The organism is Bacillota bacterium, assembly GCA_023511455.1.
Classification (GTDB): domain Bacteria; phylum Armatimonadota; class HRBIN16; order HRBIN16; family HRBIN16; genus HRBIN16.
The window spans coordinates 1-16293 of record JAIMBJ010000053.1; the positions used below are offsets into that span (position 1 = coordinate 1).

21 protein-coding genes are annotated in these 16293 nt (G+C 58.7%); 20 read left to right on the plus strand and 1 reads right to left on the minus strand.

Annotation, left to right across the window (positions count from 1 at the left end):
- Positions 1 to 176 precede the first annotated feature (176 nt).
- From K6U75_16460 to K6U75_16540, 17 genes are all read left to right on the plus strand, one after another.
- On the plus strand, positions 177 to 683 hold the full coding sequence (locus tag K6U75_16460; protein MCL6476625.1) for a hypothetical protein: 507 nt from the start codon (positions 177 to 179) through the stop codon (positions 681 to 683).
- Positions 680 to 2053, plus strand: a complete 1374-nt coding sequence (locus tag K6U75_16465; GenBank protein ID MCL6476626.1) for an aspartate kinase — start codon at positions 680 to 682, stop codon at positions 2051 to 2053. Before K6U75_16460 ends, K6U75_16465 begins: the two co-directional genes overlap by 4 nt.
- Before the next feature lie 124 nt (positions 2054 to 2177).
- Complete coding sequence (locus K6U75_16470) at positions 2178 to 2387, plus strand: AtpZ/AtpI family protein (GenBank protein MCL6476627.1); 210 nt, start codon at positions 2178 to 2180, stop codon at positions 2385 to 2387.
- Positions 2388 to 2389: 2 nt separating this feature from the next.
- On the plus strand, positions 2390 to 2803 hold the full coding sequence (locus tag K6U75_16475) for a hypothetical protein (protein ID MCL6476628.1): 414 nt from the start codon (positions 2390 to 2392) through the stop codon (positions 2801 to 2803).
- Between the two features lie 22 nt (positions 2804 to 2825).
- The gene (gene atpB, locus K6U75_16480) at positions 2826 to 3518 is read left to right on the plus strand and encodes a F0F1 ATP synthase subunit A (protein ID MCL6476629.1); all 693 of its coding nucleotides are present in this window, start codon (positions 2826 to 2828) and stop codon (positions 3516 to 3518) included.
- A 75-nt stretch (positions 3519 to 3593) separates the two neighbouring features.
- Positions 3594 to 3854: an ATP synthase F0 subunit C gene (gene atpE, locus K6U75_16485; GenBank protein MCL6476630.1), complete on the plus strand. Its 261-nt coding sequence runs from the start codon at positions 3594 to 3596 to the stop codon at positions 3852 to 3854.
- A 76-nt stretch (positions 3855 to 3930) separates the two neighbouring features.
- On the plus strand, positions 3931 to 4437 hold the full coding sequence (gene atpF / locus K6U75_16490; GenBank protein ID MCL6476631.1) for a F0F1 ATP synthase subunit B: 507 nt from the start codon (positions 3931 to 3933) through the stop codon (positions 4435 to 4437).
- Positions 4434 to 4973: an ATP synthase F1 subunit delta gene (atpH, locus tag K6U75_16495; GenBank protein MCL6476632.1), complete on the plus strand. Its 540-nt coding sequence runs from the start codon at positions 4434 to 4436 to the stop codon at positions 4971 to 4973. Before atpF ends, atpH begins: the two co-directional genes overlap by 4 nt.
- Positions 4974 to 4992: 19 nt before the next feature.
- Entirely contained in the window at positions 4993 to 6516 is a 1524-nt protein-coding gene (gene atpA, locus K6U75_16500; protein ID MCL6476633.1) for a F0F1 ATP synthase subunit alpha, read from the plus strand.
- A 3-nt stretch (positions 6517 to 6519) separates the two neighbouring features.
- The gene (gene atpG, locus K6U75_16505) at positions 6520 to 7392 is read left to right on the plus strand and encodes an ATP synthase F1 subunit gamma (protein ID MCL6476634.1); all 873 of its coding nucleotides are present in this window, start codon (positions 6520 to 6522) and stop codon (positions 7390 to 7392) included.
- Between the two features lie 24 nt (positions 7393 to 7416).
- Positions 7417 to 8766, plus strand: coding sequence for a hypothetical protein (locus tag K6U75_16510; GenBank protein ID MCL6476635.1), 1350 nt, complete (start codon positions 7417 to 7419; stop codon positions 8764 to 8766).
- 14 nt (positions 8767 to 8780) lie between these two features.
- On the plus strand, positions 8781 to 9344 hold the full coding sequence (locus tag K6U75_16515) for a Uma2 family endonuclease (GenBank protein MCL6476636.1): 564 nt from the start codon (positions 8781 to 8783) through the stop codon (positions 9342 to 9344).
- Between the two features lie 15 nt (positions 9345 to 9359).
- A complete protein-coding gene (locus tag K6U75_16520; GenBank protein ID MCL6476637.1) occupies positions 9360 to 9920 on the plus strand; it encodes a Uma2 family endonuclease in 561 nt (186 codons plus the stop codon).
- A gap of 15 nt (positions 9921 to 9935) precedes the next feature.
- On the plus strand, positions 9936 to 10511 hold the full coding sequence (locus K6U75_16525) for a Uma2 family endonuclease (GenBank protein ID MCL6476638.1): 576 nt from the start codon (positions 9936 to 9938) through the stop codon (positions 10509 to 10511).
- Between the two features lie 15 nt (positions 10512 to 10526).
- Positions 10527 to 11084 carry a Uma2 family endonuclease gene (locus tag K6U75_16530; GenBank protein MCL6476639.1) on the plus strand — a complete coding sequence of 186 codons (558 nt, stop codon included), beginning with the start codon at positions 10527 to 10529 and terminating at the stop codon, positions 11082 to 11084.
- 28 nt (positions 11085 to 11112) lie between these two features.
- Positions 11113 to 12516 (plus strand): F0F1 ATP synthase subunit beta, encoded by a 1404-nt coding sequence (gene atpD / locus K6U75_16535; protein MCL6476640.1) that lies wholly within the window; start codon positions 11113 to 11115, stop codon positions 12514 to 12516.
- A gap of 12 nt (positions 12517 to 12528) precedes the next feature.
- A complete protein-coding gene (locus K6U75_16540) occupies positions 12529 to 12954 on the plus strand; it encodes a F0F1 ATP synthase subunit epsilon (GenBank protein ID MCL6476641.1) in 426 nt (141 codons plus the stop codon).
- Between the two features lie 125 nt (positions 12955 to 13079).
- On the opposite strand, the gene K6U75_16545 is transcribed toward K6U75_16540, so the two are convergent.
- Positions 13080 to 13835: a sugar phosphate isomerase/epimerase gene (locus K6U75_16545; GenBank protein ID MCL6476642.1), complete on the minus strand. Its 756-nt coding sequence runs from the start codon at positions 13833 to 13835 to the stop codon at positions 13080 to 13082.
- Positions 13836 to 14137: 302 nt separating this feature from the next.
- Here K6U75_16545 and K6U75_16550 point away from each other — a divergent pair, with 302 nt between their 5' ends.
- The 3 genes from K6U75_16550 to K6U75_16560 all read left to right on the plus strand — a co-directional run.
- Positions 14138 to 14650, plus strand: coding sequence for a hypothetical protein (locus K6U75_16550; GenBank protein ID MCL6476643.1), 513 nt, complete (start codon positions 14138 to 14140; stop codon positions 14648 to 14650).
- A 48-nt stretch (positions 14651 to 14698) separates the two neighbouring features.
- Entirely contained in the window at positions 14699 to 15229 is a 531-nt protein-coding gene (locus K6U75_16555; GenBank protein ID MCL6476644.1) for a hypothetical protein, read from the plus strand.
- A gap of 59 nt (positions 15230 to 15288) precedes the next feature.
- Positions 15289 to 16293 (plus strand): hypothetical protein (locus tag K6U75_16560; GenBank protein ID MCL6476645.1); only part of this gene is annotated, 1005 nt, incomplete at its 3' end.

The window sequence follows — 16293 nt, forward strand, 5'->3', positions numbered from 1 at the left end:
AGGTATTTCCGGGGATTAAGACGATGTGACATTTCAAATTGGGAATAAAATAGGACATTTCAAATTGGAAACCACAATGCCAGGGAGCAACCTTGACACCCCGACAGAGCATTCGGTATACTATTGGGCGATTGAGAAATCCTTCGCGAACTGGCAAGATGAAGAAGAGCCGGCGAATGTATGAACATCTTCCGCAGCCGCGTGGCAGGCGGTTTTTTATTGAGCAGGAGCGCGGAGTTACCGACGTACGGGTGGAGGTCGGGCTGGCGCACGTGCGCGTGCGCGCAGGCTCTGGCGAAAGAGGGTTATACAACCACCTGAAAGTGCTGGAAGCTATTGCGGAACAGGGCGTCAACGTGTCGCTGGTGAAAATCCACCACGACTGGATTACCTTCGCAGTGAGCCAGTCCGACGTGCCCTGCGTGAGCCGTTGTCTGGATGTTCTCGGGCTCGAACACAAGATAGTACCCAATCTTGCGCTGGTCATTACGGTGGCTTCGAACATGCGCGAGTCGGCGGGGATAATGGCTCAGATTGCGGAGTCGCTTTGGGAAGCGGATGCGCACATCATCGAGACCGGTGATTCGCACAATACGGTACAGTGCCTTGTCGCCGAAGAACGCGCCTTCGCCGCTGCTCAGTCGCTGCGTCGTCGGTTCCAGCTGGGGGAGGTGGCGCGGTGAAAATCCTGGTGATGAAGTTCGGGGGAACCTCTATCGACACACCGGAACACCGCGAAATCGCCGCCCGCAAGGTGATACGTGCCAAGGAAGATGGTTTTGCGCCGGTGGTGGTGGTCTCTGCGATAGGCAGGCGTGGCGCTCCGTATGCCACCGATACCCTGATCGAGTTTCTGCGCAGTATCGACCCGTCTGTGCCGCCCAATGCCCGCGAGATGGACCTGATGATGGCGTGTGGGGAGATTATTTCCACAGTGGTCATGGCTCACACGCTAAAAACCATGGGCTATGATGCGGTTGCTCTCACCGGCGGACAGGCAGGTATCATTACCGATAACGAATACGGCAACGCCAGAGTGCTGCAGATTCATCCTCAGGCTATCCGACACCATCTGGAAGCCGGACGTATTGTGGTGGTCGCCGGATTTCAGGGCGTTGCCGAAGACAAGCTGGGTTTTCACCCCGACATCACCACCCTGGGGCGTGGTGGCAGCGATACCACTGCCTCCGCTCTGGGTGCTGCCCTGAACGCTGTAGCGGTGGAAATCTACACCGATGTGGACGGTGTGAAAACCGCCGACCCCGACATCATCCCCGATGCGCGAACTCTGCCGGTCATCAGCTATGAAGAGGTCGCAGAGATTGCGCACCAGGGAGCTAAAGTGCTTCATCCCCGTGCTGCCGAAATCGCGATGCTCCACAACATCCCTCTGTGGGTCAAATGCACTTTTACCGAAGAGCCGGGCACACTGGTAACTTCCAGTGAGAGCGCAGAGGGGGTAGACCTGCCAGAGGTGACCGGAGTCACCCACATCACTGGCAAAATTGTCTACCTGATTTTCCATATCGGGGAGACACCCGAGAAACCGGAGATAGAACTGCAGCTGTACCGGCTGATGGCGCAGGCGAATATTAACCTCTACCTGAACAGCTACAGCCATGACACTCTGAGCTTCGCAGTGCCTCGCGACCGCTGGAGCCTGGTGCAGAGCCTGCTGGACGGTTTGGTAATGCCGGCAGGGAACCCTCCTCAGCGGCTGTTCATCTTTCGCGTGGGCGACAAGCCCTCTCGGGAGTACCTGTTACAGAAGCAGATGCTGAGCGCTCTCGGAGAGGCTATCCCCGTACAGGAAGTTCCTGTGGAAGTGCTCGAAAACTGCACGATGGTATCCCTGATTGCTGCCAAACTGAGCCGTCGTCCGGGAATGATGGCGCTGTTCCTGCGCACGCTGTATGAAGCAGGTGTTCAGGTGTTGCAGACGGCGGACTCGGAGATGTCGCTATCCTGTCTGGTCAACGAGAGCGACGTAGAAAAGGCGGTGCGCGTCTTACATGAGCGGTTCGTCACCGAGCGAGCGTACGCCCGGCAGTGACCGGGAAGACCAGGAGCCGCAGCTGCCCAAAGCTCCTGAGCTTCCCCAGCCGCCGGAGATACCAGCGCCCGATATTCGCCCGCCAGGTGAGCCTCATCGGACGGAGGCTCCGATAAACAAAGGTATGCGAGCGATGGCGCTGGCAAGCACCATCGGGTTGTCGCTGGTGATACCGCCGGTGATGGGTTATTTCGCCGGACGGTGGCTGGACGGAAGATTCGGCACCGAGCCGGTCATCTCCATGATTGGGCTGGTGGTGGGTATCGTGCTGGGATTTGTGGAGATGGTGCATATTCTTCACCAGATCGAGCGGGAGGAGCGTAAGCCAAAATAGCGATGCAGGAACTGCGCGTCGCCTACAGAAGTATAGCATGGCTGGCTGCCACAGGCGGGTATCTGCTGCTACATTACAGGCAATGGCAGGCAGCGGCGGGCTATCTGGCAGGTGCAGTGGTCGCGGCGTTCGCGCTGTGGAGCCTGCAACAACTGGCGGATGCCCTGAACCCGAGTATCACCAGACCCCGAAGGTGGTACTGGAAACATGCGCTAGGGCGCTATTTGGTGCTGCTGCCGGTGTTATGGATAGTCTCGCGACAACCGATAATGTGTATTACGGGTTTTGTGATGGGGGTTACTTTACTGCCATTTTCGGTGGGAGTCCTGGCGTTTCGGCGAGGGTGGCGTCGTCCGGCGTGGCTGAGCGTTGCATACTGGGCACCCAAAACGGTTCGTAAATCGCGGGAGATGTAAAAGGAGGTCGTCAGAAGCGAAGTTGGAAGGTCATCATGCCAGTCCATGGCTGTTTGTGGCGAACGCGGGGTTCGTGGCGGTGCTTCTTTTGCTGGCAGCGAGAGCGGGCACACGCCGCATGGAGAAGGTTCCTCGGGGGTTCTGGCAGAACGTCGCAGAGCAGACGGTGGAGTCGTTCCGTTATTTCGCAGTGAACGTCATCGGGCCCGGCGGGGAAAAGCACGCTCCTTTTCTGGGCACGCTGTTCCTGTTCATCTTGACTTCCAACCTGATTGGGCTGGTGCCTGTTTTCAGTAAGGCTGCACCGACTGCCACCCTGAACACGACGATTGCGCTGGCGGTGATCACGTTCTTTTATGTACAGTGGCAGGGCATTCGCGCCAACGGCGTTGTAGGCTATTTGAAGCACTTTACCATGGGGACACATCCGTTGCTCTGGCCGTTGATGGTGCCGCTGGAGATTATTAGCGAGCTGGCAAAGCCGTTGTCTCTGGCGATACGTTTGTATGGGAACATGTATGGAAAGGAGCAGGTGATTATCGTGCTGGTGGGACTGGCGGCATCGCTGTTGCCTATCTGGTTGCCCATCCCGTTCCAGTTTCCGATACTGGTGTTTGGAGTATTTGTCGGCTTTGTGCAGGCGCTGGTATTTACGCTGTTGGCGGGCATTTACATCGCCCTCATGACTCAGCACGAAGAAGAGCACGCGCATTAGCGGGCTGAGGTAGCCATCGCGGCACACTGTGCCGCTTTCGATAAAATACTGAGTACAAGGAGGAAGAGCGTGGATCTGTATCTATTCGGGTTAGCACTGGCGGTCGGTTTCGGCTTGCCGGTAGCGGTGTTGTCGGCGGCGATTGCGCAGGGGCGTGCAGCCGCTGCGGCGCTGGAAGGCATGGCTCGCCAACCAGAGGCAGCGGGCAACATCCGAACCTCGATGATTATCGCTCTGGCGTTCATCGAGTCGCTGGTGATTTACGCCCTGCTGATGTTCTTCTTGCTGCAGGGCAAGCTGCCCGGCATCGATGCACTCGCGAATCTACCCAAGTAGCTGCCGGTGGGGTGCTTTTGCACCCCACCTCTTACAACGACAAACGTCCAAGCATAGCGAGGCATAGAAGCGACACATGGGCGAAATCATGCATCAACTGGGCATCGAACCGGCGACCATCGTCGTCGAGATGGTCGGGTTCGTGCTGTTACTGGTGCTGCTCAAAAGGTACCTGTGGGATCCTGCGACACGCTATCTGGAGCAGCGCCAGATGGACATCGCGCAGACCTATGACAAGGTCGAGCATACCCGTCAGGAGATGGAGCGTCTGCGTAGCGAGTACGAGCAACGTCTTGCCAGTATCGAGGCGGAAGCGCGTGCACAAATCCAGCAGGCAGTGAAAGAGGCTCAGGAGGTACGGGAGCACATTCTTGCGGAAGCCCGACAGCAGGCGGAAAAGATGATACGCGACGCCGAAGAGGTCATTCGCTACGAGCGGGAAAAGGCCCTGGCGGAAATGCGCACGCAGGTGGTAGACCTGACCCTGCTGGCGACATCGCGTATCCTGCAGGAGAGCGTCGATGACGCCAGACACCGCAAGATGGTCGAAGACTTCATTGAGCAGGTGGCGAGCAGCGCATGAGAGAGGAACGTGTCGCCAAACGGTATGCCCGCGCCCTGTTCAATGCAGCGGTGCGCACACAGGCTGTGGATGAGGTGAACGAGGCGTTGCAGCAGTTGCTGGATACTTTGAACAAGCAACCGCCTCTGCGCACCCTGTTGCTGAATCCACTCATTCCGCGTGAGCGCAAGCAGCAGATGGTGCAGGAGGCTATCGGGCGGCATACTCACCCCCTGCTGGCATCTCTGCTGAGCGTGCTGGTGGACAAGAGGCGCGAGCGCTTACTGCCCGAGGTGGCACGCGAGTATGTGGAACTGCGCGACGAACACCTGGGCATCCTTCGCGTGCAGGCGACGACGGCCTACCCTCTGGACAATGATCAGGAACAGGCGCTTGTTCGCAGTTTGGAACGGCGTACCAGCAAGACGGTGGTTCTGCAGACGCGGGTAGACCCGTCGTTGATTGGTGGCATTGTGGTGCGCATCGGTGATACCATTATCGACGGTAGTGTGCGTGGACAGCTGCTGCGGCTGCGGCAGTATTTGCTGAATGCTTAGGGATGAGGAGGCAGGAGCCTTGGCGATAAGCCCTGAAGAGATTACGTCCATTCTGGAGAGAGAGCTGGAGCAGTACCAGCGCGGTTATGAAGAAGTCGGCATTGGTACGGTGCTGCAGGTGGGCGACGGTATTGCCCGCGTGTATGGCTTGCAGGATGTGATGGTGAGCGAGCTCGTCGAGTTCCCCGACGGCACGATGGGCATGGCGCTGAACCTCGAGGAGGATAACGTCGGCGTTATCATCCTCGGTAGCGACGAAAACATCAAAGAGGGAGATACGGTGAAGCGCACAGGGCGCATCCTGTCTGTGCCTGTGGGCAAACCGTTGCTCGGACGGGTGGTGAACCCGCTGGGACAGCCGCTCGATGACAAAGGGGCTATCGTGAGCGATGAATATCGTTTGCTGGAGATTAAGGCGCCGGGCGTGGTGCATCGTCAGCCCGTGAAAGAACCCCTGCAAACCGGTATCAAAGCGATAGACAGCATGATCCCTATCGGACGGGGACAGCGCGAGCTCATCATCGGCGACCGGCAGACGGGCAAAACCGCTATCGCGGTGGATACTATCATCAACCAGAAATACACCCATCAGACCGACTCGCCAGTCTACTGCATCTACGTTGCCATCGGGCAGAAGTTGAGTACCATCGCCCGGGTAGTGAAAACGCTGGAAGACTACGGTGCGATGGATTACACCACAGTGGTGGTGGCGAGCGCGTCCGACCCCGCACCGTTGCAGTACATCGCCCCTTATGCAGGCTGTACCATGGGCGAGTACTTCCGCGACAACGGTATGCACGCGCTGGTGGTGTATGACGACCTGTCCAAGCACGCGCAGGCGTATCGCCAGGTCTCTCTCTTGTTACGCCGTCCGCCCGGGCGTGAGGCGTATCCGGGAGATGTGTTCTACCTGCACTCGCGCCTGCTGGAGCGCGCCGCCAAGATGTCTGATGAGAAAGGCGGTGGTTCGCTGACCGCGTTGCCCATCATCGAGACGCAAGCGGGCGACGTTTCCGCCTACATCCCCACGAACGTCATCTCCATCACCGACGGGCAGATATATTTGGAGAGCGACCTGTTCTTCGCTGGCGTTCGCCCCGCGATGAACGTGGGTATTTCGGTATCGCGCGTGGGTGGAAACGCCCAGATTAAGGCGATGAAGCAGGTCGCGGGACGCCTGAAGCTCGACCTGGCGCAGTATCGCGAGGTACAGGCGTTCGCACAGTTCAGCTCCGACCTTGACCGCGTGACGCAACAGCAGCTGGCGCGCGGACAGCGCATGGTGGAGCTGCTCAAACAACCGCAGTATCAGCCCATGCCGGTAGAAGACCAGATTATCGTCATCTTTGCCGGTACGGGGGGATATCTGGATGATGTGCCGGTGAGCGAAATCCAGCGTTTCGAGCGGGAGTTCCTCGCTTTCGTGCACGACAAGTATCCCGAAGTGCCGGAGCATATCCGCCGTGAGAAAGAGATCGACTCGGTGACGCAAGACGCGCTGGAGAAAGCGGTCAAAGAGTTCAAGAGGCAGTTCAAGGCATAAGCGATGGCAACCCTGCGACAAATCCGGCAACGCATTCGCGTCGCGCGCAATATCCAGCAGATTACCCGCGCGATGAAGATGATTGCGGCGGCGCGCCTGAAAAGGGCGCAGGACCGCGTGCTGGCGGCTCGCCCCTACGCCGAAAAGATGCAGACACTCATCGGCACGCTGGCGCTGGCAAGCGGCTCGATCGAGCACCCCCTTTTGCAAAGCCGTGAGCAGGTACGGCGCGTGGGTGTACTGCTCATCACCGCCGACAGAGGGCTGTGTGGCAGCTATAACACCAATGTTATCCGTCGCTGTCTGGACTTCGTGCAGCAGTACGATTCCGAACAGGTGCGCCTGCTGACTGTCGGCAAAAAGGGGATGCAGTTCATGCAACGGCGCGGTTATCCCTCCGTGCAGCACTTCAACATTCCGCTTTCGGGACCTACCATAGCACACGCCCAGGAGATAGCAGGCGTTGCTCAGCAGATGTTCCTGACGGAAGAGGTCGACGAGTTTTATCTGGCGTTCAGCCGTTTTCGCAGTGCGCTCGTGCAAATCCCGACGGTACAGCGACTTCTGCCTGTAGAGCGCGTGGAAGCGGAGAACGGACGGCTGGAGCATCTGGATTTCATCTTCGAGCCATCCTCTGAAGACCTGCTGAAGCGGCTGTTGCCCCGCTACGTGCTGAATCTGGTGTATCAGGCATTGCTGGAAGCCACTGCCAGCGAACACGGCGCGCGCATGACCGCCATGTCCGCCGCTACCGACAATGCGGGTAAAATGATATCGACGCTCACTCTCAACCTGAACCGCGCCCGACAGGCAGCGATCACCAAAGAGATCCTGGAAGTGGTGTCGGGAGCGGAGGCGCTGAAGGAGAACGAGTAACACGTCTGCCCGGAGGTGGAAACAATGTTCCGCCGTATCTGCCTGCCCCTGCTGGCGACATTGTGTGTGGCATTGACGATCGCGTGGGGACTGGCGCAGCCCCCCAATGTGGTGCGCTCGCCGGTGGTCTTCACCGAAGGCGAGGCGGTAGTGGTCGCCTCGCATGAGTTTGTTGCCCCACCGGAGGTGGTGAACGGTAAATGGTCGCGCGACGGGCGGTATGCTGTCGTCGTGCGCCGGTACGCACGTCTTGCCGACCCGCAGCACCCATCTGAGCAGTTTCAGTGGTCTATTCTGTTGTGGGATCACCGTCAGAAGCGAGCCATAGAGGTGTGGAAAGGCACTAGCGGGGAGAAGCTCGTGTTGGACATCCAGTGGATGGCGGGTGCACCTGTTGCGCTGCTGAAGATGTACGGCGGTCAGCGCGAAATAGCAGAAAACCTCTGGGACGAGAGCGCTGTCTTTGCCCGGTTGCACGCAGGCACTGGCACCTTGAAAATCTTAGGAGAACCCGACCGCTGGCGGGAGATGAACGTCTCGCCGGTAAAGCCTATTGCCCTGCTGCTGGGCGAGGAGTCCTACCAGATACTTCGGGCGGACGGCACTCTGAGCGCACCTGTAGCCTACGAACAGGTGTTCGCCTCGTCCGAAACCCGGCGACCCCATATGAGTTGGCTGTTGGCGCCGTGGACAGCAGATGGCACGAAACTGGTCTCTACCGTGTTCCACCAAACGCCTGAGGGTCAAACGGAGAGAAAGTTCATCTTTGTGGACCCTCTCGCAGGAACAAGCCAGCCTGTCTCGCAGTTGCCTTCCCTCTATGAGCCTCCTGTGAGCCGCCGTGCGCTGCGTGTAGAAATAGTGCCAAGTGAACTAACAGCGGGGACAGACACGGCAAAGGTGCGGTCGGCGTGGCTCGTTGGCAGTCGCGGACGCACGCTGATTTGCGCTGATGTGCAGGCGGCCGACCTGTCACCGAGTGGCGACGCCGTATGGTACGTTTCGCGCGGTGCGGCATGGGTAGTCAACCTGCGCAAACTGAACCGAGAACAGTATGAGGCATTACACCGTGAGGCACTGCGCACAGCGGTCGTCTCCAACGCCAGACAGATTGGGCTGGCGTTGCTAATGTACGTGCAGGACTATGATGAGACCTTTCCTCCCAATACGGGGGACATCCAGGCAATCCTGCTGCCCTACATCAAGAATCAGGAGATATTCAACCTGCCGGGCACCAGCTTTTTCTACCTGATGAACGCGAACAGTCTGTCCGGTATCGACCGGCCTTCCGAAACGATGACAGGATACATCCAGACCCCATACGGACGGGCGATAATCTGGGCAGATGGGCACGTGACCTGGCAGGACAACTGAGGCAGGGAAAAACAATGGCGGTTGTCACAGGGAAACGGAGACACACGATAGAGGATTTGTGGGTGCTGTCCCACCAGACCGACAAACGGCTTGAACTGGTGAGAGGGGAATTGAGAGAATTGACGCCAACTGGATGGGAGCATGGTAGGGTTTGTGCTAGAATAGCGCGGCTGCTGGATGTGTATGCAAGTGGTGGTCAACGTGGCGTTGCATTGGGAGCCGAGACAGGATGTGTTTTGCACGCAGGTGATGAACCAACTGTACGCGCCGCAGACGCGGCGTTTATTCGAAGAGAGCGGCTTCCCGAACAGTTGCCTGTGGGTTACGCACAAATAGTTCCCGATTTGGTAGTAGAGGTGACGTCGCCGTCGGACACCTACGCAATGGTGGCGGAGAAAGTGAACGACTGGCTACTGGCGGGCGCGCAGATGGTGTGGGTGGTGGATACGTCCAGTCGACAGGTAAGCGTGCATCGCCCCAATCAATCGGTGCGGGTGTACGGTGAATCAGACACTCTCTCGGGCGAAGACGTGCTGCCCGATTTTGCGTGCAAGGTGTCGGAGCTTTTTGCGTGGTAAAGGCGGGGAAGGGCGATGGCAGTAACGACCGAGAAGCGGACATACACGGTAGACGAGTTCTGGGCGCTGTGTCACCAGACGGATGAACGACTAGAACTGGTAAAGGGGGCTTTACGGGAATTGGCACCAGCGAACTTCGAGCATGGGCTGGTGGCGGGCAAGTTACAGGTGCTGATCGGCCAGTTTGTGATGAGCCAACGACTAGGGTATGTGGTCGCAGCCGAGACAGGGTTCGTATTATCCGAGCAGCCTGCGACGGTTCGCGCGCCCGATATGGCTTATGTATCCCGCGAGCGCGTGATGGAAAGCCATATCGAACGTTTTGCCGACTTTGCGCCTGATTTGGTCGCAGAAGTGGTGTCGCCATCGGACACGTTTTCGTCTGTGGCAGAGAAAGTTGAGGATTGGTTGAACGCAGGGGTGCGCCTCGTTTGGGTGATTGACCCTGCGACCAAGACAGTTCGGGTATACCGCACAGGTCAGCCAACGCAGGTGCTGCGTGAGCAGGACACCCTATCTGGCGAGGACGTGTTACCTGGTTTTGCGTGCAAGGTGTCGGAGCTTTTTGCGTGGTAAAGGCGGGGAAGGGCGATGGCAGTAGCGACCGAGAAGCGGACATATTCGGTAGACGAGTTCTGGCAGCTGTGTCACCAGACGGATAAACGACTGGAGTTGATAAGGGGGGAGTTGCGCGAATTGACCCCGACGGGATGGCAACACGGCGTGGTGGTCGTCAACGCGACCCGTTTGCTGTCTAACTATGTGGTGACCCATCGGTTGGGAATCGTGCTGGGAGCAGAGACCGGCGTATTGCTGCCAATCGGTGAGCGAGACGAGGGGCAAACGGTTCGCGCAGCAGATGTGGCATACGTCCAGCGGGAGAGGTTGCCACAAGGTGCGCTACCAGCGCGCTTCGGCGACATCGTTCCTGACCTGGTGGTGGAGGTCACGTCGCCGTCGGACACCTACGCGATGGTGGCGGAGAAGGTGAACGACTGGCTGCGGGCGGGCGTGCGGATGGTGTGGGTGGTGGATACGTCCAACCGGCAGGTGAGCGTGCATCGCCCCGATCAGCCTGTGCGAGTGTTTGGGGAAGAGGACGTCCTTTCTGGCGAGGATGTATTGCCCGGCTTTGAATGCAGGGTGTCGGAGCTTTTCGCGTGGTAAAGGCGGGGAAAGGCGATGGCGGTTGCGACCGAGAAGCGGACATACACGGTAGACGAGTTCTGGGAGCTGTGTCACCAGACCGACAAGCGGCTGGAACTGGTCAGGGGGGAACTGAGGGAGTTGGCACCTGCAAACGATGAACATGGCTACATCGCGATGCAGATTGCTGTTGTCGTGTCGCAATTTGTGAAGCAACATCAACTGGGTTACACGTTCGCTGCGGAGACGGGCTTTGTGCTATCGGAGGAGCCTGCGACCGTGCGCGCGCCCGATTTTGCCTACGTGTCACGTGACCGCGCCCCTGAACGCTGGTCGCGCCATTTTGCGCGGTTTGTTCCCGACCTGGTGGCGGAGGTCGTCTCTCCAACCGACACCTATGGCGAAGTGGCGCAGAAGGTGCAGGACTGGCTGGACTTCGGGGTGCGCATGGTCTGGGTGGTAGACCCTGCTACCCGAACGGTGGCGGTACATCGTGGCGGGGGTACGTTTAGGATTTACGGCGAGGGAGACACACTCGCTGGCGAAGACGTGTTGCCCGGCTTCGAGTGCAAGGTGTCTGACATCTTTTCATAAAGAGGATAACGGGAGGTTAGCAATATCGATGGCTACAGGCAAAGTGGCGCAGGTCATGGGACCGGTGGTGGATGCGCGGTTTCCCGCAGGGGAACTGCCAGCTATCTTGAATGCAGTGTCCATCGACGACCCCGCACGCGGCATCCATCTGGTGTGCGAGGTAGCTCAGCATTTGGGCGACGACATGGTGCGCTGCATCGCGCTCGACTCCACGGACGGGCTGGTTCGTGGGATGCCAGTAGTGGACACAGGCGGTCCGATTTCCGTCCCGGTGGGGCCCGAAACACTGGGCAGGGTGTTCAACCTGCTTGGTGAACCCATCGACGAGCGCGGGCCGGTCAACGCCCAGAAGCGTATGCCCATCCACCGCCCCGCCCCATCCTTTGAGGAGCAATCCACCACCACCGAGATTCTGGAAACGGGTCTGAAGGTCATCGACCTGCTGACGCCGTTCAACAAAGGTGGAAAGATTGGACTGTTCGGTGGCGCAGGTCTGGGCAAAACGGTGCTGATCCAGGAGCTCATTCGCAACATCGCGACCGAGCACGGTGGCGTCTCGGTGTTTGCGGGCGTGGGCGAGCGCACCCGCGAGGGCAATGACCTGTGGCTGGAAATGAACCATTCCGGCGTCATCAACAAGACGTGTATGGTGTTCGGGCAGATGAACGAGCCGCCGGGCGCGCGCCTGCGCGTGGGCTTAACCGCTTTGACGATGGCGGAATACTTCCGCGATGAACAGGGACAGGATGTGCTGCTATTCATCGACAACATCTTTCGCTTCGTGCAGGCGGGTTCGGAAGTGTCCGCGCTGTTGGGGCGTATTCCCAGTGCGGTTGGTTACCAGCCCACCCTGGGTACCGAGATGGGCGCCTTGCAGGAGCGCATCACCTCCACGAAGCGAGGTTCTATCACCTCTGTGCAGGCGATTTACGTGCCCGCCGACGACCCGACTGACCCCGCCCCGGCGACCACCTTCTCGCACCTGGACGCATACGTCTACTTGGAGCGGCGGATTGCGGAAAAGGGTATCTACCCGGCGGTAGACCCACTGGCGTCGATGTCGCGTAACCTCGACCCCAATATCGTGGGGCAGGAGCATTACGAGGTCGCCCGCGCGGTGCAGGCGATTCTGCAGCGTTACAAAGAGCTGCAGGACATCATCGCCATTCTGGGCATCGATGAGCTGTCGGACGAGGACAAGCTGCTGGTGGCACGCGCCCGCAAGATCGAGCGCTTCCTGTCGCAGCCGTTCTTCGTGGCGGAACAGTTCACGGGCAACCCTGGCAAGTACGTTTCCATCGCCGACACGGTGCGCTCCTTCAAGGAGATTGTGGAAGGCAAGCACGACGACCTGCCCGAGCAGGCGTTCTACATGGTGGGCACCATCGAGGATGCCATCGAGAAGGCGCAGCGTCTGCTGGCTCAGGCATAGTGGAGGCACACGATGGCGAAGACCTTCCATCTGGAAATTGTCACTCCGGACCGCGCGCTGCTGTCCGAAGAGGTGGTCAGCATCATCGCGCCCGGAGCAGAAGGGTACCTGGGCGTGCTGGCGAACCATGCGCCGCTGGTCACCGAGTTGAACGTGGGTATCCTGCGCATTCGATACCCTGACGATACCGAGGAGAACGTGGCGGTTTCAGGCGGATTTATGGAGGTCGCCAACAATCGGGTGCTGGTGCTGGCGGACGCCGCCGAACGTCCACAGGATATCGATATCCAGCGGGCAAGGGAGGCTTTGATTCGTGCCAGACAGATGCTTCAGGACCCGACCGTAGACCACGATCGCGCGCGCATGGCGCTGGAGCGTGCCATCACTCAGTTGCGGGTTGCCGGCGTGGAGTTGAGCGGCGGTCTAGACGAGGACTAGGAGTCACGAACCACCACAAGCCCCCACCTTCGCGGTGGGGGCTGTGTTTTGCTATGGACATCCCATTGCAGCGCAGTCCCTGGTTTTGGGATAACCGGGTTCGGGTGCGCCGCAAAGCCGCACAACTACTTGCCCATCTTCTTCAGATTCTGCAGGCACAGCTCAATCGTCTTCAGCGGCGGATGAGCGTAAGTCTCCTGCTCCACGATGTACCACTCGGTCTTGCCGATGGTCTCACACAGTTCGAAAATCTCCTTCCAGTTAATGTCGCCCTCACCCAGCACGGCATTCGGGTTGCTTTTGGAGAACTCTTTCAGGTGAACCGTTGCGGCGCGACCGGGGTACTTGCGCAGGAAATCCGCCGCCTTCGCTCCGGCGTGCATGGCGTTGCCCGTGTCGAACTGCATCACCACATCTTTCACCGTGTTGCCGAAGAAGGTGTCCCACGGCAGCTCCCCGTCCAACGGCTTGAACTCGATGGTGTGGTTGTGATAGCCCACACGCATCTTGTATGGCTTCACCTTCGCCGCAATCTCGTTGAACAGCCTGGCGGTGTCCAGCCACGCCTTGCGGGAGCTGGTGTATTCGCCCGGCAATCCGGGCACAATCAGGAACTTGTTGCCCAGAATCTGGTTGAACTCGATGGTGCGTGGCAGTTCATCACCCAGCAGGGTATTGATGCCGATGTGTGTGCCGCAGCACTTCAGCCCGTTGTCATCCAGCATTTTGCGCAGGTCTTTGGCGCTGTAGCCATGGTAGCCGGCAAACTCCACGCCCTCATAGCCCATCCTGGCGATGGCGGACAGAGTGCCGGGCAGGTCCCTGGCGCAATCGTCGCGAACGGAGTACAGTTGAACCGCAATCGGAATCCGTTTTGCCATCTTTTCCCCTCACACTTACAAAAGGTTGTACTCTACCTTTCCCTGTGCAGACAGAGGACTCCTGCAGCCTCCGGATTTCGAATTTACCATTGCTGGTGATGGAGAGTATTGACAAACAATATTGGGAAGCGTAAAATACAAATGTAAACGATTGCGCAGGTTAACTGCGTGGATAACAATGCCAGAGGATTTGTGAGTTTTTTTCGCACGGGTAAGGACTTCACACCAGAGGCAGTCTCCCGCTTCTGAGACACAGCGGGATGTGAGATAAAAAGTCTGTATGGAGAGAAGGAGGGTGAACCATGTTTCGCGTAAGCCTCTATGTTTGCGTCGCAGCTCTGCTGGTTCTGCTTGTTCCCCTGCAAGCCGCGCCCATTTACACGGAAGATTTCGAGGGAGCAACGCAAACCGTAGACTGGGAGCAGAACACAGGAGAAAGCCCCCTGGACCTCAACGTTCCGTTTCAGGCAACATTACCCGCTGACTGGATTTACGGAAACGATGGCTGGGGGCTTACTTCAGGGTGGGACGTTATCAGCCTGCAACCGTACGCCTATCAGGGACGCTCGTTCCACTCCTGGGCAATTTATGACTCGCACAAGGCGGCGTCTCCCACGATTTTCCTGAACCCCGGCAGATATCGGCTGTCCTTCTGGCTGCGCATGGGAGGTTTGCGACCGCTGGACGGCAATCCGGGAGGAGCCACATGGGTAGAATGGGGTATTCTGAAGAAGGAGAACGGATTGAGTGACAGCCAGCCCGGTGCTCCCGGCTGGAGCAAGCCGCCCATTACGCAGGGCAATTTCATGGACTGAAGGCAATTCACCGTCACCTTTGACATCGCCACTGCAGGCGAGTACCGTGTGGGATTCAAGGTGGGTTCCGTCACGCCGCTGGGGGTATACGCCAATGTGGACAACATTGTGCTGGAACGCGAGGGAGTCGCGCTGAGCGGCGTGGTGACGCTGGGAGACTACGGTGGCGACTACACCCGGCAAAGCGTGACGGTACAGGTGTTGAACCCGGCCGACCACAGCGATGTCAAGGATGTGGTCACTGTGCCGCTGGCTTCTGATGGCGCGTATGAGATTGCATCCCTGAATGTGGCGGCAGGCACTTACGACATCGCGCTGAAGGCTTCTCACTGGTTGACTACGATTGTACGAGGGGTAACCATACCCGGCGGCACCGCGAATGCCACCTTGCGTAACGGCGACGTCGACGGCGACGATGAAGTAACGCTGTTTGACTTCGGGGAACTGGTCGCTGCGTTTGGTAGCGTGCCCGGCGATAGCAACTGGAATCCAGAGGCAGACCTGGACGGCGATGAGGAGGTGACACTTTTCGACTTCGGCGTGCTGGTGAGCAACTTCGGGCAAATCGGCGACCAGTAGTGGCGCCACGGCGTTTTCACTGTGCACCGTGAGCATTCTCGGGAAGGAGGGAAAGACCTATGAAGCGCTTTGGGCTGCTGATGCTACTGATTGGCGTAGTAGCCTTGCCCGTATTTGGGCAGAACCTGGTAGTCAACGGCGACTTCGAAGGCGGGTTTTACACGCCGATGGGCAACGAAAAGGTCGCCAACGGCTGGTCGTGGTGGGATGCCGGCACTGTGAACCCTATTTACCCCGGCAGCACCCACTTCTGGCAGGTGGGTGGGGTTCCCGGCAATGCCCAGCGCATCATCAGCGGACAGATCGCAGGACAGTCATTCCGTGGGGGTGTTTACCAGGTCGTCAATGGCACTATTCCGGGGGTGCCTCATGTCCTCTCTTTTGACTACCTGGTGGCAGGAACAACAGACCCTGGAGCTGGGCAGGAACGCCGGATTGGCTACGACCTGACTGGCGGCACCGACCCTAATAGCGCCAGCATCGTCTGGGTTGTAGTAGAAGACGCCACCGGCGATAAGCCCTGGCGGCACTTCGAAACCACCATTGTACCCACCGGTACCAGAGTGACCATCTGGACGCGAGTGGGTATCTACTGGCCTGTTGCCACCACGTTCATGGATATCGACAACGTGGTGCTCAAACCGCTCGGATACCGCGTACGCGGAAGAGTGACCCTGGGTGACTTTGGTGGCATGTCGTCCACTGTGCCTGTGCAGGCGCAATTACGTGCCGCAGGTAGCACCGACCCCATCCGCACGGATATCCTGATACTGGACGATGCAGGCAACTATGTGATTCCCGATGTGACTCCGGGCAACTACGACATCGCCTTCAAGGCCAGTCACTGGCTGCGGGTGGTTGCCCGAGGCATTCAGGTGGTCAATGCGGACGTCGAGGGCGTCGATGTTATCCTGCCGAACGGTGACGTCGACGGAGACAACGAGGTGACGCTGTTTGACTTCGGTGCGCTGGTGGCGGCGTTTGGCACGCAGCCAGGCGACAGCAACTGGAACCCCGATGCCGACCTGGACGGAGATGAGGAGGTAACACTGTTCGACTTCGGC